The sequence below is a fragment of the Autumnicola lenta genome (assembly GCF_031846515.1).
GTDB classification, from domain to species: domain Bacteria; phylum Bacteroidota; class Bacteroidia; order Flavobacteriales; family Flavobacteriaceae; genus Autumnicola; species Autumnicola lenta.
The window spans coordinates 130288-152698 of sequence record NZ_JAVRHO010000003.1; the positions used below are offsets into that span (position 1 = coordinate 130288).

Annotated in this window: 20 protein-coding genes; 17 read left to right on the forward strand and 3 right to left on the reverse strand. The window is 39.3% G+C overall.

Annotation, left to right across the window (positions count from 1 at the left end):
- Window positions 1–221 precede the first annotated feature (221 nt).
- The 14 genes from RM545_RS02970 to RM545_RS03035 all read left to right on the forward strand — a co-directional run bounded on the left by RM545_RS02970 (window position 222) and on the right by RM545_RS03035 (window position 11113).
- Window positions 222–551 carry a HesB/IscA family protein gene (locus tag RM545_RS02970; protein WP_311483542.1) on the forward strand — a complete coding sequence of 110 codons (330 nt, stop codon included), beginning with the start codon at window positions 222–224 and terminating at the stop codon, window positions 549–551.
- Between the two features lie 41 nt (window positions 552–592).
- Window positions 593–961 (forward strand): four helix bundle protein, encoded by a 369-nt coding sequence (locus RM545_RS02975; protein WP_311493831.1) that lies wholly within the window; start codon window positions 593–595, stop codon window positions 959–961.
- A gap of 31 nt (window positions 962–992) precedes the next feature.
- Window positions 993–2438, forward strand: a complete 1446-nt coding sequence (gene sufB / locus RM545_RS02980; protein ID WP_311493832.1) for a Fe-S cluster assembly protein SufB — start codon at window positions 993–995, stop codon at window positions 2436–2438.
- A 35-nt stretch (window positions 2439–2473) separates the two neighbouring features.
- On the forward strand, window positions 2474–2857 hold the full coding sequence (locus tag RM545_RS02985) for a hypothetical protein (RefSeq protein ID WP_311493833.1): 384 nt from the start codon (window positions 2474–2476) through the stop codon (window positions 2855–2857).
- A 53-nt stretch (window positions 2858–2910) separates the two neighbouring features.
- Entirely contained in the window at window positions 2911–3663 is a 753-nt protein-coding gene (gene sufC / locus RM545_RS02990) for a Fe-S cluster assembly ATPase SufC (protein ID WP_311493834.1), read from the forward strand.
- A 103-nt stretch (window positions 3664–3766) separates the two neighbouring features.
- Window positions 3767–5080 (forward strand): Fe-S cluster assembly protein SufD, encoded by a 1314-nt coding sequence (gene sufD / locus RM545_RS02995; protein ID WP_311493835.1) that lies wholly within the window; start codon window positions 3767–3769, stop codon window positions 5078–5080.
- A gap of 58 nt (window positions 5081–5138) precedes the next feature.
- On the forward strand, window positions 5139–6377 hold the full coding sequence (locus RM545_RS03000; RefSeq protein WP_311493836.1) for an aminotransferase class V-fold PLP-dependent enzyme: 1239 nt from the start codon (window positions 5139–5141) through the stop codon (window positions 6375–6377).
- 10 nt (window positions 6378–6387) lie between these two features.
- Complete coding sequence (locus RM545_RS03005) at window positions 6388–6816, forward strand: META domain-containing protein (protein WP_311493837.1); 429 nt, start codon at window positions 6388–6390, stop codon at window positions 6814–6816.
- Window positions 6809–7237 (forward strand): SufE family protein, encoded by a 429-nt coding sequence (locus tag RM545_RS03010; protein ID WP_349254702.1) that lies wholly within the window; start codon window positions 6809–6811, stop codon window positions 7235–7237. Before RM545_RS03005 ends, RM545_RS03010 begins: the two co-directional genes overlap by 8 nt.
- Window position 7238: 1 nt before the next feature.
- The gene (locus RM545_RS03015; RefSeq protein ID WP_311483550.1) at window positions 7239–7562 is read left to right on the forward strand and encodes an iron-sulfur cluster assembly protein; all 324 of its coding nucleotides are present in this window, start codon (window positions 7239–7241) and stop codon (window positions 7560–7562) included.
- A 32-nt stretch (window positions 7563–7594) separates the two neighbouring features.
- Window positions 7595–8107: a DUF2480 family protein gene (locus RM545_RS03020; RefSeq protein WP_311493838.1), complete on the forward strand. Its 513-nt coding sequence runs from the start codon at window positions 7595–7597 to the stop codon at window positions 8105–8107.
- A 2-nt stretch (window positions 8108–8109) separates the two neighbouring features.
- A complete protein-coding gene (locus RM545_RS03025; protein ID WP_311493839.1) occupies window positions 8110–9009 on the forward strand; it encodes a DUF3078 domain-containing protein in 900 nt (299 codons plus the stop codon).
- A gap of 125 nt (window positions 9010–9134) precedes the next feature.
- Window positions 9135–10358 (forward strand): GTPase HflX, encoded by a 1224-nt coding sequence (hflX, locus tag RM545_RS03030; RefSeq protein ID WP_311493840.1) that lies wholly within the window; start codon window positions 9135–9137, stop codon window positions 10356–10358.
- A 26-nt stretch (window positions 10359–10384) separates the two neighbouring features.
- Window positions 10385–11113 (forward strand): DUF4488 domain-containing protein, encoded by a 729-nt coding sequence (locus RM545_RS03035; protein WP_311493841.1) that lies wholly within the window; start codon window positions 10385–10387, stop codon window positions 11111–11113.
- Between the two features lie 416 nt (window positions 11114–11529).
- Here the strand turns inward: RM545_RS03035 and RM545_RS03040 are convergent, their stop codons facing one another.
- Together RM545_RS03040 and RM545_RS03045 are read right to left on the reverse strand one after the other, a co-directional pair.
- Window positions 11530–12333, reverse strand: coding sequence for a Rossmann-fold NAD(P)-binding domain-containing protein (locus tag RM545_RS03040; protein WP_311493842.1), 804 nt, complete (start codon window positions 12331–12333; stop codon window positions 11530–11532).
- Window positions 12334–12337: 4 nt separating this feature from the next.
- Entirely contained in the window at window positions 12338–14689 is a 2352-nt protein-coding gene (locus RM545_RS03045; protein ID WP_311493843.1) for a M20/M25/M40 family metallo-hydrolase, read from the reverse strand.
- A 135-nt stretch (window positions 14690–14824) separates the two neighbouring features.
- On the opposite strand from RM545_RS03045, the gene RM545_RS03050 reads away from it, so the two are divergent.
- A complete protein-coding gene (locus tag RM545_RS03050) occupies window positions 14825–15292 on the forward strand; it encodes a CBS domain-containing protein (protein WP_311493844.1) in 468 nt (155 codons plus the stop codon).
- Here RM545_RS03050 and RM545_RS03055 read toward each other — a convergent pair.
- On the reverse strand, window positions 15289–15636 hold the full coding sequence (locus RM545_RS03055; RefSeq protein WP_311493911.1) for a hypothetical protein: 348 nt from the start codon (window positions 15634–15636) through the stop codon (window positions 15289–15291). The two genes, RM545_RS03050 and RM545_RS03055, sit on opposite strands and share 4 nt — an antisense overlap.
- 260 nt (window positions 15637–15896) lie before the next feature.
- Here RM545_RS03055 and RM545_RS03060 point away from each other — a divergent pair, with 260 nt between their 5' ends.
- The gene (locus tag RM545_RS03060) at window positions 15897–19235 is read left to right on the forward strand and encodes a CRTAC1 family protein (protein WP_311493845.1); all 3339 of its coding nucleotides are present in this window, start codon (window positions 15897–15899) and stop codon (window positions 19233–19235) included.
- Between the two features lie 134 nt (window positions 19236–19369).
- The gene (locus RM545_RS03065; RefSeq protein WP_311493846.1) at window positions 19370–22402 is read left to right on the forward strand and encodes a SusC/RagA family TonB-linked outer membrane protein; all 3033 of its coding nucleotides are present in this window, start codon (window positions 19370–19372) and stop codon (window positions 22400–22402) included.
- Window positions 22403–22411: the final 9 nt, after the last annotated feature.

The following is a 22411-nucleotide window of genomic DNA, read 5'->3' on the forward strand; positions in this document are numbered from 1 at the left end:
AGTGGCTTTTATGATAAAAACTGACTTTTATGTTCTTAAAATGAAGGTTAAAAGAAATGAATATTTAATCTACTGTAATCTAATTATTTAGCATTATTTTTAGGTAATTGGGTCTTATCGAAATGCCCTATTAACCTATTCTTAAAACAAATGCTCACACTATGGTAAACCGCTTGTTTTGTAGTATATTTGTACCCAATTTAGAACTAATCTGTTTAGCTATGATAAAAGTAAGCGAAGGCGCTAAAACGAAGATCGCCGCTTTAATGACCGAAGAGGGTTATGACAGCGTTCAGGATTTTGTGCGCGTTGGTGTAAAGAGTGGTGGTTGCTCAGGATTGTCTTATGAATTAAAATTTGACAAATCACAGGCCGAAGATGATAAGCTTTTTGAAGATAACAATGTAAAAATAGTAGTGGATAAGCGCAGTGTTTTGTATCTCGCGGGAACAATCCTGGAATATTCCGGAGGACTTAATGGGAAGGGCTTTGTCTTTAATAATCCCAATGCCCAGCGCACCTGTGGTTGTGGAGAGAGTTTTTCACTGTAGAACACAGTTTAAAGTTTATAAGTAGAAAGTTTAAAAAGTTAATGGCCAGGTTTAATTCTTTTGAGGAGATCATTGCATGGCAAAAGGCACGGGAATTAAATTCTGAAATTTATAGAATTACAAATAATGGTCCTTTCAGTAAGGATTTTGATTTGAGAGGACAGATAAGAAGGTCGAGTATTTCAATTTCCTCAAATATCGCGGAAGGATTTGAAAGAGAAACGAGAAAAGAATTTATTCGATTTCTGTACATAGCTAAAGCTTCAGCCGGGGAATTTCGTTCTCAGTTGTACTTAGCTTCAGATTTGGATTATTTGGAGAGTGGTGAGTTTGAGAGATTGAATGCTAAGGTTAATGAAATATCGAAGTTGGTAAGTGGATTAATAAAATATCTTGCTACAACTTTATAACTTTTTGACCTTTCAACATTAAAACAACATTATGGCATATACTGAAGATGATTTAAAGAAAGAACTCGAGACCAAAGAGTATGAGTATGGATTTTATACAGATATAGAATCTGATACCTTTCCTGTTGGTTTAAACGAGGATATTGTAAGGGCGATTTCCAAAAAGAAAGAGGAGCCGGAATGGATGACAGAGTGGAGGCTTGAAGCTTACCGCGAATGGGAGAAAATGGATGAGCCGGAATGGGCTAATGTGCATTATGAAAAACCGAATTTTCAGAATATTTCCTATTATTCAGCTCCCAACAAGAAGCCGAAATACGATAGTCTTGATGAGGTAGATCCAGAATTGCTGGATACTTTTAAAAAGCTCGGTATTTCTGTTGATGAGCAAAAGAAACTTGCCGGGGTAGCGGTAGATATTGTAATGGACTCGGTGTCTGTGACAACTACTTTTAAGAAAACCCTTGCTGAAAAAGGTATTATTTTCTGCTCAATTTCTGAAGCCATTAGGGAGCATTCAGATTTGGTGAAAAAATACATTGGCAGCGTAGTTCCCAAAAAAGATAATTATTATGCAGCGCTTAATTCTGCTGTATTTAGTGATGGTTCTTTTTGTTATATCCCAAAAGGTGTTCGTTGCCCGATGGAGCTTTCAACATATTTCAGGATAAACCAGGCAGGAACTGGACAGTTTGAACGTACGCTGGTGGTTGCAGAACCGGGTAGCTACGTAAGTTATCTTGAAGGTTGTACGGCGCCGACACGGGACGAAAATCAGTTACATGCTGCAGTTGTAGAACTGGTGGCTCTTGATGATGCCGAAATTAAGTACAGTACAGTGCAAAACTGGTATCCCGGGAACAAAGAAGGAAAAGGAGGGGTCTATAACTTCGTTACAAAACGTGGTTTATGTGAGAAAAATGCCAAAATTTCGTGGACACAGGTAGAAACAGGATCTGCGGTCACATGGAAGTATCCGTCGTGTATTCTTAAAGGTGACAATTCTGTTGGAGAATTTTATTCTATTGCTGTAACAAATAATTATCAGCAGGCCGATACGGGAACCAAAATGGTTCATTTAGGTAAGAACACAAAAAGTACAATCATCTCCAAAGGTATTTCTGCAGGACATTCCCAAAACTCTTATAGAGGGCTGGTTCAGATAAATGGTCGCGCACACAATGCCCGTAATTTTTCACAATGTGATTCATTGTTGATGGGGAATAAATGTGGTGCACATACTTTTCCATACATCGAGGTAAAAAATAAATCTGCCCAGGTGGAGCATGAAGCAACCACGAGTAAAATTGGAGAAGACCAGATATTCTATTGCAATCAGCGGGGAATAGATACAGAAAAGGCCATTGCCTTAATTGTGAATGGATTTAGTAAGGAAGTTCTTAATAAACTTCCTATGGAGTTCGCTGTAGAAGCTCAGAAATTATTGGAAATCTCTCTTGAAGGATCAGTAGGATAGTAACAGCAGTTAGAAAAAGAAGGAAAAGAAGGATAATGAAGAAGTTGCTGAGTCTCTTTGCCATATTGCTAATAATGGTAAGCTGCCAGGATGAAGAAGAGCAGGAAATCGTGACTGAATATGAAGTCGAAAAAGTGGTGGATAGCATCCCCACTCTTACCGGTGAATTTATTTATGTTGCAGATGCCGGAGTCTTTCGGGGACGGGATTTTGTGTACGGAGTGAAAATTGATTCCATGGCACAAGTTTTAGCCGATGAGGTACAGCCTTATAAGAAGGAAGATTTTGATATGGTTAAGGTTAGAATTAAGGGAAAAATTGAAACTGGCCGCCGGCAGGATGGCTGGAAGGAAGTTGTGGAAATTCGGGAGATTTTAGAAATTCTTCAGGAGGGCAAAACTTCAGAAACTAATAATTAGAACAAGAACAGTTTAAATCAATTCCGGGTTATCGGAATGCATACCATAAAATTATGCTTAAAATAAAGAATTTACACGCAAGTATTGACGATAAAGAAATCCTGAAGGGAATTAATCTTGAAATTAATCCCGGGGAGGTTCACGCTATAATGGGACCAAATGGTTCCGGGAAAAGTACATTGTCTTCGGTTATCGCAGGAAAAGAAGAATTTGATGTCACAGAAGGGGAGATCCTTTTTGAAAATAAAGATCTTTCTGAGCTGGATCCTGAAGAAAGAGCGCACAAGGGTATCTTTCTTTCATTTCAATATCCTACAGAAATTCCCGGTGTTTCAGTAACCAATTTTATGCGTACGTCTATAAATGCACATAGAAAAGCGCAGGGGCTGGAAGATATGCCGGGAAATGAAATGCTCAAGCTTATCCGTGAAAAATCAGAAATGCTGGCAATCGACAGGAAGTTTCTGTCAAGATCTTTAAATGAAGGTTTTTCAGGAGGGGAAAAAAAGCGTAATGAAATTTTTCAGATGGCTATGTTGAATCCAAAGTTATCGATCCTGGACGAGACAGATTCCGGTTTGGATATCGATGCTTTAAAGATTGTTGCAGATGGTGTAAATAAACTTAGAAATGAGAATAATGCCGTTCTGGTAATCACGCACTACCAGCGTTTATTGAATTACATCGTGCCAGATGTGGTACATGTTCTTGTAGATGGGAGAATCGTGAAAACCGGTGGTAAAGAACTGGCTTTCGAATTGGAAGAAAAAGGTTACGACTGGGTAACGCCGGAAAAAGCGGTGTAGACGATTTGAAAATTTGAAGATTTTTCAATTTGAAAATTGAGGAGTTTGAAGTTTAGAAGCGCAGGCTTAGAGCTTTAAACTTAATACTTGAAACATAAAAAACATGGAATTAAAAGATAAATTAGTATCATCGTTTTTGGCTTTCGAAGAAGACTTTGGAAGTGATAATGATGTTCACCAAATAAGAAGCCAGGCAATTAAGGACTTCGAAACAATGGGTTTTCCCAGCCGAAAGCAGGAAGACTGGAAATATACTTCCCTTAATTCTGTTTTAAAGCACGACTATAGCGTATTTCCGAAGAAGGAAGAAGCTATAGAGTACAGGGATATAAAGAAGTTTCTTATCCATGATATAGATACGTATGATCTGGTTTTTATAGATGGTATATTTTCCTCACATCTTTCCCAGACTACCCACGATAAGATTGATGTGTGCTTAATGTCTTCAGCTTTAAATAATCCCAAGTACAAAGCAGTTATTGATAATTACTTCAATAAAATTGCACCAAAATCGGGTTTAAATTCGCTGAATACGGCATTTGCAAAAGAAGGGGCATATATTCATATCCACAAGAACAAGATGGCCGATAAGCCAATTCAGATTATAAATTTCTCAACAGGAAATGAATCTGCTTTACTGGTGCAACCCCGTAATTTAGTAGTGGTAGATGAGAATTCGCATGTTCAGATAATCGAGCGCCATCAGAGCCTTACCGATCATCCTGTTCTGACTAATTCCGTTACCGAAATTTTTGCGGATAAAAGGGCTATTGTAGATTATTACAAGATTCAGAATGATAAATCTTCGGCATCTTTAATAGATAACACTTTTGTTGAGCAGAAATCTGAGAGCCATGTCTCTGTACATACTTTTTCTTTTGGAGGGAAGTTAACCCGTAATAATCTCAATTTTTATCAGAGAGGGGAACATATAGATTCTACTATGAAAGGGGTAACGATTATTGAAGGGAAACAGCATGTGGACCACAATACCCTGGTACACCATATCGAGCCGAATTGCGAAAGTCACCAGGATTATAAAGGGATTTTTGCAGATCAATCTGTTGGCGTTTTTAACGGAAAGGTTGTTGTGGAAAAGGAAGCGCAGAGAACAAATGCGTACCAGTCTAACAATAATATCCTTATTGACGACAAAGCGACAATAAATTCCAAGCCACAACTTGAAATTTTTGCAGATGATGTTAAGTGCAGTCACGGTTGTACAATAGGACAACTGGACGAAGATGCACTGTTCTATCTACGTTCAAGGGGAATACCAAAGAAAGAAGCACGCGGGTTATTAATGTATGCTTTTGCAAATAATGTGTTGGAAAGCGTAAAAATCCCGGAAATAAAGAAAAGGATCAATAAGCTTATCGCCTTAAAATTGGGTGTGGAACTAGGTTTTAACCTGTAGAACTACTGCTTTCTGGCAGTATCCTTAAAGCAGATCCTGAATTTTTAAAAATGACAGAATGAGTATTGCTGCTGAAAAAAATGTTTTTGATGTAGAAAAGATCAGAAAGGACTTTCCTATCCTTCAGAGGAAAGTCAATAATTATCCCCTGGTCTACTTCGACAATGCGGCCACTTCCCAAACGCCGCAGCAGGTTATAGACGCGATAGTTGATTATTATTCAAATTATAACGCCAATATTCACCGTGGCGTACATACGCTTTCCCAGGAGGCTACAGATAAATATGAGGCTGCCAGAAAGAAGATTCAGAAGCATTTTAATGCGGAAAAGTCCCACCAAATAATTTTTACTTCCGGGGCAACCCACGGGATCAACCTGGTGGCAAGCGGTTTCGGAGCGATTTTAAAAGAAGGAGATGAAATTCTGGTTTCAGCACTGGAGCATCACTCTAACATTGTGCCCTGGCAAATGATTTGCGAGAAAACAGGTGCAAAACTGAAGGTGATCCCCATGAATGAAGACGGGGAATTGGTTTATACTGCTTTTGAAGAATTACTATCAGAAAGGACGAAAATTGTCTTTTTAAACCATGTATCCAATGCCCTGGGAACGGTTAATCCTATAAAAAAAGTTATCGATAAAGCCCATTCGGCAGGAGCGGCGGTTTTAATTGATGGGGCACAGGCAGCACCACATATTAAAGCAGATGTTCAGGCGCTGGATGTCGATTTTTATGTGGTTTCTGCGCACAAAATGTGCGGGCCAACCGGGGTTGGGGTTCTTTATGGAAAAGAAGAATGGCTAAAGAAATTACCCCCATACCAGGGAGGTGGCGAAATGATTGCCACAGTAACTTTTGAGAAAACCACTTATGCAGATCTTCCTCATAAATTTGAAGCGGGAACGCCAAATATTTGCGGCGGAATCGCTTTTGGAGCAGCCCTGGATTATCTTAATGCCATAGGTTTTGATGCTATCGCCGCCTACGAACAGGATTTGCTGGAATATGCAACAAAAAAATTATTGGAGATTGAAGGGATGAGGATTTATGGAGTTGCCAAAGAGAAAACATCTGTGGTTTCTTTTAATATAGAAGGCCTTCATCCTTACGACATAGGAACAATCGTGGATAAATTGGGAATTGCAGTACGTACCGGCCATCATTGCGCTCAGCCTATTATGGATTTTTATAAAATTCCGGGTACGGTCAGAGCTTCGTTTTCATTTTATAATACAAGAGCCGAAATAGATAAGTTTATAGAAGCTGTAGAAAAGGCGAAGGCAATGCTTTCTTAGAGGAAGAGCTATGAAAAAAGTGGTAATTATAATCAGCGCATTTTTAATGATTTCCTGCGGAAATTCAGAAAAAGAAATTTCAGAAGATCCCTCAGCTCTCAATGCCATTGACAGCAAATATAAATTGCTGGAAATTGAAGGGCAGGATGTTTCTTCCGAAGGATTTAACCTTCAATTTAATGGTAAAGAACAACGGCTTTCAGGAAAATTGGGCTGTAATAATTTTGTAGCGACCTATAAAATTCAGGATTCCGTGATTAAATTTAATCCGGCGCTGGGAACTAAAATGTATTGTGAAGGACTGATGGAATATGAAGATAAATTTGGCGAAGTGCTTCCGGAAATCAGGAATGTAAAGATTGAGGATAATGATCTAACATTGTTATCAGGAGATAATGAGGAGCTTTTAAGCCTTAAAAAAAAGATGAAAAGTGAGTAAAGATATAAAGGAAATACAAGAGGAGATCGTAGATGAGTTTGCCATGTTCGACGACTGGATGCAGCGTTATGAATATATGATAGAACTTGGAAAATCGCTGCCGCTAATCGATGAGAAATATAAGATTGAAGAAAACCTTATTAAAGGCTGCCAGAGCAAAGTGTGGGTCCATGCAGAACTTAAAGGTGATAAACTTACCTTTACGGCAGATAGTGATGCGATTATTACAAAAGGGATCGTTGCGATCCTTATCAGGGCATTCTCTAATCAACATCCTTCAGATATTATTGAAGCCGATACGCAGTTTATAGATGAAATTGGATTAAAGGAGCATCTTTCGCCTACCCGCGCAAACGGATTGGTGAGCATGATCAAACAGTTAAAAATGTATGCCGTGGCATACCAAACGCAATTAAATTAAGATGGAACAGGAAATAGATACTGAAGCATTGGGAGAAAAAATCGTAAAGGTCCTCAAGACCATTTATGATCCCGAAATTCCCGTAGATATATACGAACTTGGATTGATCTACGATGTGATGGTGAGTACAGATTATGAGGTGAAAATCCTTATGACGCTTACCACTCCTAACTGTCCCGTAGCCGAAAGTCTGCCGCAGGAAGTGGAAGAAAGGGTAAAGTCATTGGATATGGTAAAAGATGCCGAGGTGGAAATTACTTTCGATCCACCATGGACACAGGACCTGATGAGTGAAGAGGCAAAGCTGGAACTGGGACTTCTATAAGCAAACTTTTAGCGCTGAAAATATAAAAAGATATGTCTACAGAAATAGTAAACAGAGTAGCCAACAGTAAACTGGTAACCTTTGATCTTGAAGACTATTATCCACCGGGAGAACGGGTACTTTTCGATATAAAAGACTGGTTGCTGGAAGGCCTTGTTCTTCGCGAAGGTGTCTTTAGAGAAAAAGCTGCGGAGCATGACTGGAGCCGGTACAAAGATGCTTATGTAGCGCTAACCTGCACCACAGATGCTATAATTCCCGCCTGGGCTTATATGTTGCTGGCTACTTATCTTCAGCCTTACGCAAAAAAAACAGTTTCCGGAAACCTGGATGATCTGGAAACAATTTTGTACACAGAAATTATTCGGGATATGGATGTTTCAGCTTTAGTGGATAAACCTGTTATTGTTAAGGGATGTTCTCATAAACCGGTCCCTAAAAACGCTTACTTGTTGCTTATAGAAAAGTTGCAGCCTGTAGTAAAAAGCCTGTTGTATGGGGAAGCTTGTTCCTCTGTACCTCTTTACAAAAAATCAAAAAAATAAGAATGCTGAAATTTTTACTTGTAGCTTTAAGTTTTACAATTACAGTAACGGTACAGGCACAACAAGAAATGCAAAAAGATTCTGTCCCGCCCAATGGGTGGGATACAGAAGGTAATGTCCAGCTGCTTTTCAATCAGTCTGCTTTTAATGCAGAATGGACCGGCGGGGGAACTTCCAGCATCGCCGGAAATCTTACCGTAGATTATAATATCAACTACCGGCAGGACAGTTTTACATGGAGGAACAAAATTCTTGGAAATTACGGTCTTACCAAAGTGAGAACAGACGAATTTCCCAGAAAATCCAGTGACAGGCTGGATATAAACTCTCTTGCAGGATTGGAAATTGAAGAATCGGGCTTCTATTATTCCTTTTTCCTTAATTTCAGAACGCAGTTCGACAAAGGTTACAGGTTTAGTGAAGACGCTGATGGGGAAACTATAAGAACAGAAACCACGCACTTCCTTTCTCCCGCTTATCTCCAGGCCGGGCCCGGTATTATGTATAAGAAAAATGAAAATTTCGTCATAAATCTTGCACCTGCAACTTCACGTTTTATTTTTGTAGACGACCGTTTCACCACAGGCCCCGATTATCAGGACGGGGAATATTTTGGAGTGGACAGAGGCAAATCTATGAGGTTTGAGTTTGGTTCTTCTCTAAATATACTTGCGAATTTCGAGTTGCTGGAAAATGTTATTATGAGCAATTCTGTCAATTTCTATCAAAACTACCTGGACAAGCCTGGTAACATAGATATAGATTATTTGATGGACCTGCAAATGGATATTAATGATTACCTATCTGCAAATCTTTTGTTCCAGGCAATATATGATGACAATGCCGTCGCGGCTTTTCAGATACGGGAAGTTTTTGGAGTCGGCATCAATTACGGATTCTAAGAAAATCAACGAATACTATAAATCAAAAGCCTGTCGCAAGAGTGACAGGCTTTTCTGCGTTAAATTTTTGTTGAATAAACATCGCTAAAAATCACAATAACATTCAATTATGTAACTTTGTCTTTATGATTGAAAAAACCGATTTACAATACGAAAAAACGGTTCTTATAGGAATCGTTACTAAAAATCAGGGAGAAGATAAGCTGGAAGAATATCTCGACGAGCTGGAATTTCTCACCTACACCGCCGGTGGTGAAGTTTTAAAGCGCTTTACGCAAAAGGTAGATATGCCCAACCCTAAGACTTTTATTGGTTCGGGTAAAATGAACGATGTAAAGGAATTTGTGGATGAGCACGAGATTGGGACCGCAATTTTTGATGATGAGTTATCTCCTGCGCAACAAAAAAACATAGAGAAAATTTTAAAATGCAAGGTGTTGGACAGGACGAACCTGATTCTCGATATTTTTGCACAAAGGGCACAAACCAGTTATGCCAGGACGCAGGTAGAATTGGCCCAGTACGAATATTTGTTGCCGCGGCTTGCGGGAATGTGGACTCACCTTGAGCGCCAGCGTGGTGGTATTGGGATGCGTGGTCCCGGTGAAACCGAAATTGAAACAGATAGACGTATTGTTCGTGATAAAATTGCCCTTCTTAAAAAGAAAATTGAGGCAATAGATAAACAAATGGAAGTGCAGCGTGGCAACCGTGGTCAATTGGTCCGTGTTGCGCTCGTAGGATACACCAACGTGGGAAAATCCACGCTTATGAATGTAATTAGCAAAAGCGAAGTTTTTGCTGAAAATAAATTGTTTGCGACGCTGGATACCACCGTTCGCAAAGTAGTAATTCGAAATTTGCCATTTTTGCTTACAGACACTGTAGGTTTTATACGGAAGCTGCCAACTCAGTTAGTCGAATCCTTTAAAGGAACCCTGGATGAAGTGCGCGAAGCAGATTTACTTCTGCATGTGGTCGATATTTCCCATCCTAATTTTGAAGAACATATCGATTCGGTGAACCAGATTCTGGATGAAATAAAGAGTTCTAATAAGCCAACATTGATGGTCTTTAACAAGATCGATCAGTACAAACCTGAAGTTATTGATGAAGATGACCTGGTAACCGAAAAAACCACGGCTCACAATACGCTTACAGATTGGAAAAGGACGTGGATGAATCGTATGGGTGAGGATGTGCTGTTTATTTCTGCTTTGGAAAAGGAAAACATTGAAGATTTCCGGAAGAAAGTTTATGAAGCTGTAAGGAAAATTCACATTACAAGATTCCCTTACAACAACTTCCTGTATCCCGAATATGATACTTACGGGGAAGAGCAGGAATAGTTTTTAACCTTTTAAAACCATCAATTATGAAAAAATTACTCGTTTTGTCGTTGCTTATAGTGAGCTTCTTTTCCATAAGCGCACAAAGTCTTGAAGGTTCATGGGAATTGGTGGAAGAAAATGGAAGAGAGATTACTGACAAAGAAGTGGTGAGGGTATATCAGGACGGATATTATGCGGAAGGTGCCAAAAATACTGAAACAAATGAATTTTTATGGGCACTTGGCGGCGAATATTCAGAAGCTGACTACCAGGAAATGCCAGATTTTAACACAAAAAATTCTGAGGTTGTTGGCCACACATTCAATCCTAAACTTACTTTTCTCGATGGAAGTAACAAAATTGAAATTGACAATGTAACTGAAGTCCAGGTCTGGGAAAAGATCTCTTCAGAAGAAAATGATCTTAACGGAAACTGGGTAATTACCGGAAGAAAGAGAGACGGCGAAATTAACAAAATGACTCCCGGAGATCGCCGAACAGTAAAGATCCTGGGCGGTGGACGTTTCCAGTGGATTGCTTTTAATTCGGCGACAAAAGAATTAAGTGGTACGGGCGGCGGTACTTATTCTGCTGAAGATGGAAAATACATAGAAAATATTGAGTTTTTCTCCCGCGACAGCGGCAGGGTAGGCGCCAGTCTGGATTTTCAGTACGAAGTTAAAGATGGTGAATGGCATCATCAGGGCAAAAGCTCAAAAGGAGATCCCATTTACGAAATCTGGTCTCCTTATTCAGAAGCTTATACAAAGTAGTAATATTTGTTCTGGATGGCAGTAAGGCTGAGCCTCGAAACCCGGAAATACTTAGGCAAGCTTAGTGTGACACGAAGAGTTTCGTTCTGTTGACTCAGACCTGACGAAGTCTTTCTTAATTTTTTCAAGATTACTGAAGTTCGAAATTTGCCATTTTTCAGACACCGCTATTTCTTCAAAAGAACTCAAATATTTGTCAGGCTGAGCCTGTCGAAGCCCCTTTACACTTCATAAAGCTCAGTGTGACGCGAAGCTAATTTCGTTCTTTCATTCCGGTTTAGCCTTTCGACACCATGTATTTAATCAAGCTAGCGTTCCTCTTTCTACTACAGGTCGAAATTTGCCATTTTAGGAGCCTCTCCTTTTTAGTCTATTCTCATTAGCACATCAACAAATCTTCAAATTCTCGAATTAATCTATATTTTGTGCTGAAAATCAAAATCTAACAATTCTTTTAACCTCTCAGAACTTACAATTTTTCCTTTTGAAGGTGAATTATGATCATATTCTGGAGGAGCTAGCGTGTTCTGAGCAGCTTTTTCAGCATAATAGCTCTCTTTTCCGGGATGTTCGGGAAAAGCGGCATTAAAAGTTGTGCCCCAGGTTTCTTTTTCAATTATTTTCCGAATAATTTCAATGCAATCTTCCTGCTGAATCAAATTCACCGGTGCTTTTGGGTTTTTAATGCCTGTCCTCCCCGACAGGAAATTCACCGGATGCCGGTCCGCGCCAAGCAATCCTCCAAATCTTACAATTGTAGTGCTGAATTTGTCATTTTCGGTTAGCAGTTTTTCTGCAGCAATAATTTCTACTGCCGCACGGGAATTGCCATTTGGAGTAGAAGTTTCAGTATAAACAAAAAATTCTTCCATGTCTTTATAAACCGAAGTGGAGCTCACAAAAAGCACATTTTTGATGCTGCTTCTGGTTAAATGATCCAAAAGTTCCTTAATTTTTCCGGTGAAGTCTGCTTTGGGATCGCTGCGAAGCCCGGGCGGAATATCAAGAACAAGTATTTCTGAATCGGAAAGAAATGCATCAATATCGCCATGAATCCCTTCAGCAAAAAGCTGTATCTGGTAGGGCAGGATTTGTTCTTCCTGCAGTTTGATTATTTTCTCCCTTCGGGTCGTAGAGCCTTTAATCGTGTGGCCTTTTTCAATAAGGATTTTTGCAAGTGGTAATCCCAACCAGCCGCAACCTAATATGGAAATATTCATATTTTTAATTTTTAGTGACTTCTTCAGAAGGAGTTTCAGAATTGCCTTTCCAGGTGATCTTCTTTTTTACAATCACGGCATCGTTAACTACAAATGGTCGCGGAATCATCCAATCCTGTCTTTCGGGAACATTTAAGGCTGAATTTTCCAATAGATCATAACTTGATTCGAAAAGTAAAAATTCAGGCTTCTTATCTTTCTTCAGACTAAAGTTGATCCGCAAAGTATCCTTCCCAACTGCGTGATAGAGCAAAAGCTGCTCTTTCCATCTTTTTTTGAATACATGAAAATTGTTCTCACCAAGGAGTATTTCATCAGCCGTTTGTCCGTTGACTTCAAACTCTTCAAAATCGAGGTTCGTCTCTGCAAAGAGTTCCATCCGGTTTACATCCCGGTTTGGTGCGATCTTCAGCGAAAATTTATTTACATTCTCAGTGCTATCGATTAGCTGAAGAAGTACTGCCGGTTCCGGAAGTTCAACTTCTGGTGCATTTGCACTGTAGGTGAACGTACTGCCATACTTACTATCGAAATTTGCCATTTTTGAGGGTTGGATCGCCGGCTCTTCCCCAAAATAATTAGCCGTCCATTCATCAGGCATATTATCATAGGAAAACCACTTAGCTTCATCACTATCTGCATCCAGAAGGTAAACAAGACTATTAGGTTTCGGCCTTTCAGCAGTAAAGTCTGATTGAAAATGAGCGATTAAAAATAGTACATTGAAAACAACAAAAGATAAAACCGCCAGCGCTTTATTTCTCCGGAAATAGCCAAAAACTGGAAGTAACAATGAAAACAGAAGCACGGTCAAAATTGCTGAAATAAATAAAATATTAAGTCCAAGTGCAACCGGAAAAGCATCTAAAAACGGCATTAATATAAAGATAGCGGGTAAGGATAAAATTGCCATCAATAGTAAATTTGGCCGCTTTTGCCTGATCATCACGAACAGTTGTAATATCCCGAAGTATGCTGGGATAATAAAATATGCGGCACCTTTAAGCGCAAAAGCCAACAGACAACATAAGAGCAGCCAGAAGAAAAGTGGAGCTACAAATTTGGAAGCTATATCTTTTGACTTAGGAACTTTTCGGTAGGAGAAAAAACTCACCGTTAGGCTAAGAAAAATAGCGGCGTAGATATAGTAATAGCCGTTATAGGTAAAACCCTGTTCCATTTCGGAATATTCAGGATAAATCATCAGGCAGAACTGCCACAGCAAATACACCAGCACACCGGAAATAATGAGGCTTAGCAGAAAAGGAACAAATCCTCTTAAAGCCGGCTTCAGCTTTAATCGTTTTATAGAAAATCCATATATGAGGACGGCGAGGAAAAGAATACCGGCGCCTATGAGCAGTGGAAAAATCCAGGAGAAGGGATAAGAAACAATTTTTCCGAAGGGCAGGTCGAAAAAAAGTAAATCTTCAGAAGAGTCCAGAGAAAGATCTGCGTCTTTAAAATAATAGAGCAGCGGCATAAGATAAGTTCCCTGCTGCGCCAGGGTTTCCTTATCTAGGTTTTCAGGAACGTCTGTGGCGGTGTGGTAATCAAAATGATCGTCGATAAAGGCAAAATTGAATCCGTTAATGTTGCCCTGCTCGCGCAGTACGGTTAAATCGGTGTCATTTGGCAGCATTTTATACACGCTGTATGCAAGGGAATTGGTAGCGGGAAACTGTGGATTTGCTTCTTTAAATGCTCTAATTAAGGCAGAATTAGACGTATTGGTTTCCAGGAACATGAAGGAATTTCCGCCACTTCCGCGAGATTCGAAATTGAGAGCCAGCTTTACATCATTAGCCCACGGATGCTCTTCAATAAAAAGTCCGGCGCCATTTAATCCCAATTCTTCGGCATCTGTAAACAGAAGAATAATATCGTTTTTCTGATTGACACTATCAGCAAGAAAAGCTCTGACTCCTTCAAGAATTGTAGCGACACCACTACCGGCATCACTGGCGCCAAAGGAAGAATGCGGGTCGCTGTCGTAATGTGTCATAAGCACCAGCGCCTCTCCGTCTCCCGAACCTTCAATACGGCTGAGGATATTTTGAGGTCGGGCCATTTCTCCGGAGTTGTTGAGGTGATAACCTTCCTGAATTTGCACCTGCAAATCTATTTCCTGGAGTTCATCGATAATATAATTTCTGACGCGGCTATGCGCTGCACTTCCGACAAAATGCGGCTGTTGAGCGATTTGTTCTACATGGGAAAAGGCACGTGTGGTAGAAAATTCGGTTTCCGGAATGGCTTCAGATGGGTCGTATTCTGGCTGACTACTGTAGTAATTTAGCCAGATGGCAAATAGGATGAGGAGAAATCCGAAAACCGCAGAAAATTTATTCAGCATAAAATTTAAAGGTTGCTGTTACAATAAGATCTAAAGTTACTTAAGATTTTGATCAAAAAAGAAAATTTTATCCAGCCATTCAGACTGTTTAAATTTTCGCTATATTTAATTACTTAATAATCAAAAACTTAAATTATGGCTATAAAAAGTTTTCAGGGAAAGCGCGCTGAGCCGGAAAAACCGGTAGAAGAGCCAATATTGGTAGAGGATTATATGTCTACATCACTCATTACGTTCAGAAAAGATGAAAAAATTGCAGATGTCATAGCAAAATTGGTTGCAAACCGAATTTCAGGAGGACCTGTTGTGAATGGACAAAATGAGTTGCTGGGTATTATTTCTGAAGGAGACTGTCTAAAGCAGATTTCTGATAGTCGTTATTATAACATGCCCATGGAAGATTTGACAGTTGAGAAGCATATGACCTGTAATGTGGAAACAATAGATGGAAAAATGAATGTCCTGGATGCCGCCAAAAAATTTGTGGAATTAAAGCACCGGCGTTTCCCGATTCTCGAAGATGGGAAGCTTGTGGGGCAAATTAGCCAGAGTGATGTTTTAAAAGCGGCAATGGAATTAAAAGGAGACACCTGGAGAACTTAATTCCGCTTTACGAGGGCATAAAAGTCATTTTCCAGTGGCAGATATCCCTGGTCGTAAACAAAATAATATACCGTCCCGGTTTTGGTGGTGTAAATTCCCGTGATATACTCAAAGCTAAAACCTTTAGCCAGCAATTTTGATTTGCTGGTTTTTGTTTTATTCTCCGGATTCAGTTCCTGGAGTATGCGGTAATTTCTCCGTAGCTGGTTGTTGGTGTTCCTTACAAGATTACTACTTTCCTTATTTACCTTATTATGATGGGCATTGCGGCAATAGTCGCTACAAAATTTTTTATCCTCCCGGCCTACCAGTTTTTCGCCGCATTCTAAACAACTTTTTTGCATAGTAATAAAGGTACTAAAAAATTTTCTCAGCAATTTTTCTCTAAATATGGAAACGGTTGCATGAATATTAAGAAAGATTTCCCTGAAGAGCGGCATTTTTTAAATTCTCATGATCCAGAGTTTGCTGAAAGGGACTGTGAGATCTGGCGCTTTTGAAACCAGACTAATAATTTTATAAATTTCTCTTCAGAAAATAAGAATTTCTTAAATTACACCCGTTAATTTAATGTTAAAGACATTTTGCTAAATAGCAGTACGTAATGAGGATTTTTTTAAAAATGTTGGTAATTGCTACTTTTGTTTCATTGAGCAGTTGTAAGAACGAGGATGAAATTGGATCATCTGAATCATCAGAAACTGAAATCTTCCGAAAGGTTTCTTCCCAAAGTTCCGCAATCGAGTTCAGTAATAACTTAACAGAGAACGACTCTCTTAACTATTTTAGTTATTCCTATATCTACATGGGGGGCGGTGTTGCCGCCGGAGATATAAATAATGATGGCTTGGAAGATCTTTATTTTACTGGAAATCAAGTGCCTAACAAGTTGTATCTTAATAAAGGAAATCTTTTTTTTGAAGACATATCCCATACCGCAGGAGTTGCCGGAGACGATCGTTGGTATACCGGTGTTACCATGGCAGATGTGAATGGCGATGGTTTTCTGGATATATACCTCTCTGTGGGCGGAAAATTCGGCCCAAAAAACAATCAGCTTTTTATAAATAACGGAGACGGAACATTTGTTGAAAAAGCAGAAGAATATGGTCTTGATGATCCCGGTAACAGTGTACAGGCGACCTTTTTTGATTATGACAAAGATGGAGATCTGGACGTCTATATAGCCAATTATCCCCCAACCAGATTCGATTCTCCTAATTTTATCTATGAATATAAGATGAAGAATGTAAGCGATCTTGAATCTGATCACTTACTGCGCAATGACGGTGGTAAATTTACAGATGTGACTGATGAAGCGGGGGTAAGAAGCTTTGGGCTTTCATTATCTGCTACTGTGGGGGATTTGAACAATGACAGTTGGCCGGATATTTATATTTCGAATGACTTCAGTTCCCCCGATTATCTTTATATAAACAATGGAGACGGATCTTTCAGGGAAGTTGTGAAAAATGCCACCTCACATACTGCTTTTTACGGTATGGGTGTGGATATAGCAGACTATAATAATGATGGGAATCTGGATATATATCAGGTAGACATGTCTGCCAAGAAAAACAGGAGGAAAAAAGCCAACATGGCAAGTATGAACCCAGATCTGTTTTGGAGTACTGTAGATGCCGGTTTTCACTATCAGTACATGCAAAACACCCTTCAGACAAATACCGGTGTTTTTGAAGATGATAATCCCTTTTTTGCTGATTTATCCAGAATAACAGGTGCTTCTTCTACAGATTGGAGTTGGGGTCCTTTGTTTGCTGATTTTAATAACGATGGACATAAAGACTTATTTGTAACAAACGGTACAAGAAGAGAAATTAATAATAATGATTATTTTAATAGTCTGAAGGATACGAGGTTGGTGAAAGAAAATCAACTTGAAAAGAGCATGAACATTCCTTCTGAAAAGATCGACAATTTCATGTTTCAGAATAATGGTGATCTCTCTTTTGAAATAGCTAATGAAAAATGGGGTATTGAATATAAAGGGTGGTCTAATGGTGTTATTTATGCAGATTTAGATAATGACGGGGATTTAGAGATCGTCATTAATAATATAGATGACCATGCTTCTTTCTTTGAAAACACTAGTTCGGAAAAAAACAATTTTGTTCAGATACAGTTTGAAGGTAATGAGAAGAACTCATTTGGATTAGGTGCACGGGCTTATGTAAAGGCTAATGAAACAGAGCAAATGCAGGAGCTTACCCTTACAAGAGGCTTCCAGTCTTCTGTTGCGCCTATGTTGCATTTCGGTCTGTCAAAAGCTGAAGTTATTGATGAAATAAGAATTGTCTGGCCAGATGGTAAAGTTGAGACGATGAAAGATGTTGAATCAAATCAGTCACTTACTTTTAATTATAAAAATGCAAACCAAACTACAGAAGAGGAAAGCGATGTAAGCAATCAGCTTTTTGCAACAATCAAGGATACAATTTCTTTTCCGCAACATCGCCATGTTGAAAATGAGTACAATGATTTTGTTAAAGAGGTTCTTCTTCCGCATCGTACTTCTACTTTTGGTCCGGGTGCCGCAGTTGGTGATTTAAACGGAGATGGTAAAGAGGATTTCTTTATAGGGGCTGCTTCCAATTATGAAGCAGGTTTGTATTTTCAGAATGAATCGGGATTCGAAAAACAAAGGAGTGCGGCCTTTGAGCAGGACAAAAAGTATGAAGATTTAGGTGCCCTGATTTTTGATGCGAATGAAGATGGTTATAATGATATTTACGTTGTGAGTGGCGGAAACGAATTTGAACCTGATTCGGAATATCTGCAGGACAGACTGTACATAAACGACGGTGCGGGGAATTTTAGTAAGGACGAGTCAGCTTTGCCTGAAATGCGTACCAGTGGATCCAGGGTTTATCAGGCCGATTTTGATAAAGATGGCAAAAAAGACCTCTTAGTATTAGGACGCCTGGTCCCTGGGCATTATCCTTTGCCTGCAAAAACATACATCCTGAAGAATGTTGGAGGAAATGGAAAAGCTAAATATCGTGATATAACAAAGAATATAGCTCCGGAATTCCAGTCTTTAGGCATGGCAACGAGTGCTGAAATTACTGACATTAATAAAGATGGATGGGAAGATATAGTTATTGTAGGGGAATGGATGCCTATTAGGGTTTTTCAAAATTCGGAAACAGGATTTACTGAAGTTTCAGAAGATCTTGGTTTAACTTCAGATACTGCAGGATGGTGGTGGAGCATTAAATCCGGTGATTTCGATAACGACGGCGATCAGGATTTTTTGGTTGGTAATCTTGGGCGCAATTACAAATATACGGCCAATGAAGATGAGACGTTTGATATTTACTTTAATGATTTTGACCAAAATGACAAGCAGGATATCGTGTTGAGCTATTATAACGAAGGAGAGAAATTTCCATTACGTGGACGGGAGTGCTCCTCGCAGCAGATACCGGGAATAAAAAATAAATTTCCCGATTATCAATCTTTTTCAACCGCCACTCTTGAAGATGTATACACCGAGGAAGAATTAGAAAACTCTCTTCACTACCAGGTAAAATCCTTTGCAAGTGTTTATCTGGAAAACCGAAATGGTAAGTTTGTTAGGCATGAACTGCCTTCGGGTGCACAAATTTCTTCTATTAACCAGATTCTTGTAGATGATTATGACGATGACGGGAATCTGGATGCTTTAATTGCTGGAAATTTATTCTGGTCAGAAGTGGAGACAACCAGGAATGATGCCGGTTATGGAATGTTCTTAAAAGGAGATGGAGCTGGTAAATTTAAGGAAACCAATCCCGCAGACACAGGTTTCTTTTTGCCGGGGGATGTTAAGGATATATTAACATTGCGAGTCCGAAACAAAGATGTGGTTATTGCGGTCAAGAATAATGATCTGTTGCAATTTGTGGAGGTAAATACTGGGAGTTTATCAGAAATTCAATAGGAGGTAGGCTCTATTATTAATGTGAGAGTAAACAACTCCTAATCTTATGGATTTGTTAAAAATTTTGCTGAAAACGATTGCGTATTAGAATTATTTTTCTACATTTAACGCCAACTAACATACAATTAATCAATATGAGAGAAAATTACTTTAAAAGTGGTTTGTTTTTTCTATGCTTTCTTTGCTTTGGATTTGTTTCGGCGCAGGAAATCATAACAGGAACAGTGACTGATGCAAATGGTCCGCTTCCCGGAGTTAATGTGATACTGGAAGGGACAACAACTGGTACTACAACAGATTTTGATGGAAATTACACTCTGGAAGTGGAAGAAGATTTAGGGCCTGATGCCCGACTTGTGTTTAGCTACATTAGTTTTCAGACACAGGAAATTGCAATTAACGGTAGATCCGTTATTAATGTCAACATGGCTGCCGATGCACAGTCTTTAGACGATGTAATAGTGGTAGGTTACGGAACACAGTCAAGGGCTGAGGTTACCGGAGCCATTTCTTCTATAGATACAGAAGAGATCAATAGTCTTCCTGTGGCTACTGCAGAGCAGGCACTTCAGGGAAGAGCTTCGGGTGTGACCGTAATTAATTCCGGTGCGCCGGGAAACTCTCCGGCTGTAAGGATTAGAGGGTTAGCTACGCCTAATAATAACGATCCTCTATATGTTATAGATGGAGTGATAGCAGGAGGATTGGGAAGTTTAAACCCAAATGATATTAAGAATATCCAGGTTTTAAAGGATGCCTCTACCACTGCAGTTTATGGTTCAAGGGGTGCGAATGGTGTTGTGCTGGTTACTACTAAATCTGGAAAAGCTTCTCAAAAAGCTGAACTTAATTTTGATTCCTATTCCGGAGTGCAGTTTAACAGTAATCGTTATGATCTGTTAAGCACTGAGGAGTATATACAGTATGCCAGAGAAATATCAGATCCTGTGCCGGGACGTCTTACAGATCCGCAGTACGCAGATTTTATACAAAATGAAACAGACTGGCAGGATGAAATTTTTAGAACAGGTGTTTTAAGAAGTTTTAATCTTGGTCTTTCCGGAGGTAATGAGAGTAGCAATTTCAGGTTTTCCGGGGGCTACCTTAACCAGGAGGGGGCGATAATTGAAACAGAGTTTGAACGATTCAATTTTAGATCCAATAGTAACTTTAATTACGGAAAGCTTCGTTTTGGGCAAACATTAAATGTAGCTTTTACGGTACAAAATCCTGAAAGGGGAGGTGGCGGTAGATCATTGTTAGAGCACGCTATAAAATCAGCACCTTATTTACCTGTATATAATCCTAATAACAGAGGCGGTTTTCAGGGACCGAATTCTTCGTTGGACGGGCAGGATGCAGAAAATCCGGTTCGGGTGCAAACACTGGGAAGTGCTGAAAATAAAGGTTTGACTATTTTAGGTAGTCTATTTGCTGAATATGAAATACTCGACGGTCTTGTTTTTAAGAGCCAGGCAGGTTTAGATTATTATAAGTATAATAATGATACTTTTATTCCTTCTTATAATGATGATAGCGCGGGAGCAACTCATCAGTTTACTTTTGCTCAAATTGGTAAAGATAGTGGTACTAATCAATCTCTTACCCTTACGAATAGCTTAAATTATAAGTTTGACGTGGCAGATTTGCATAATTTTGAGATTTTAGCTTTAGCGGAGGATCAAAGAATTGACAACGAAAATCTGAGTGCGAGCAGCCAGAATCCTATTACTGATGAAGTGGAAGAATTATCTTTAAATCAGGCTGGCCTGTCTTCAGGTTCTTCAGAATATAGAAGAGTAGGAGTCTTAGGTCGTATTAACTATAATTTTGATCAAAAATATATATTAGCCGGTTCTTTACGTAGGGATGCCTCTACCCGATTTGGAGATAACAACCGTTGGGGTAATTTCTGGTCTGTGGCTGCGGGATGGAATGTTGCCAAAGAAAGCTTTATGGAAGATTCAGACATCAATAACCTCAAAATAAGGGGTAGCTGGGGTACAACCGGTAACGACCTTATTGGTAATTATAGTTATTCATCAATCTTAATAACGAGATTTATTTATCCAATTGGAGGTGCGGCCCAGCAGGGGACTACTGCTGAAGGACTCGCTAATCCAAACCTTAAATGGGAAGAGGTGACTATGAAGAATATCGGACTGGATCTGGGTATTTTTAATAATGCATTTACAGTATCCCTTGAATATTATAGTAACCGAAGTGATGATCTTCTCTTTGATTTGCCGTTGACACCAAGCTTAGGTTATGATGATCCTACAGTAGCATCTAATGTTGGATCTGTGGAAACAAACGGTTTTGAGGCTGATCTTGGTTATAATGATTATGAAGGTGATTTCACCTGGTCTGCCAATTTGAATTTGGGAACCAGTAGAAATGAAGTACTTTCTGTAGGAAATCTTACTGAGATTCAGGGAGGATTTTTTGAAAACGAATTTCTTACCAGGATTGCACCGGGAGAGCCTTTATTTCATTTCTATGGCTTAAGGACGGATGGTATCTATCAAAATCAGGCTCAAGTGGAGGAGGTATTTACAGCAAATCCGGACCAAACGGTTGTGCAACCGGGAGACATTCGCTTTGAAGATATTAATGGAGATGGTAATATTACCGCTGCAGATAGAACAGTTATAGGTAATCCATACCCAGATCTAACTCTAGGTCTTAATTTAAGTGCTCAGTATAAGGCATTTGATATCTCAGTTTTTATTCAGGGGGCTTATGGGCAGGAGATTTATAACACTAATATTTACGATCTTCAAGGTATGCCAAGGTTATTTAATAGTGGGGTTGCTGTATTGGACCGATGGACTGGAGAAGGTACTTCAAACACCATACCACGTGCATTGGGAGCACCTCAAAACCTAAGTGCCTCAGACCGCTTTATAGAAGATGGTTCGTATACGAGATTGAAGAACCTGAACATTGGATATACTTTTGATGAAGGTATATTTGGTGATTCACTTTCTAATCTAAGAATATATTTAAGTGGCCAAAATTTAGTTACCTTAACCGATTATTCTGGTTTAGATCCCGAGATTGGAGTTGATAATGTTTTGGGCCAGGGGGTCGGATCTGTAGGTATTGATCGAGGTTTATACCCTCAGCCTACTACCATAACTTTTGGTCTTCAGTTAGGATTTTAAAAAAAACAA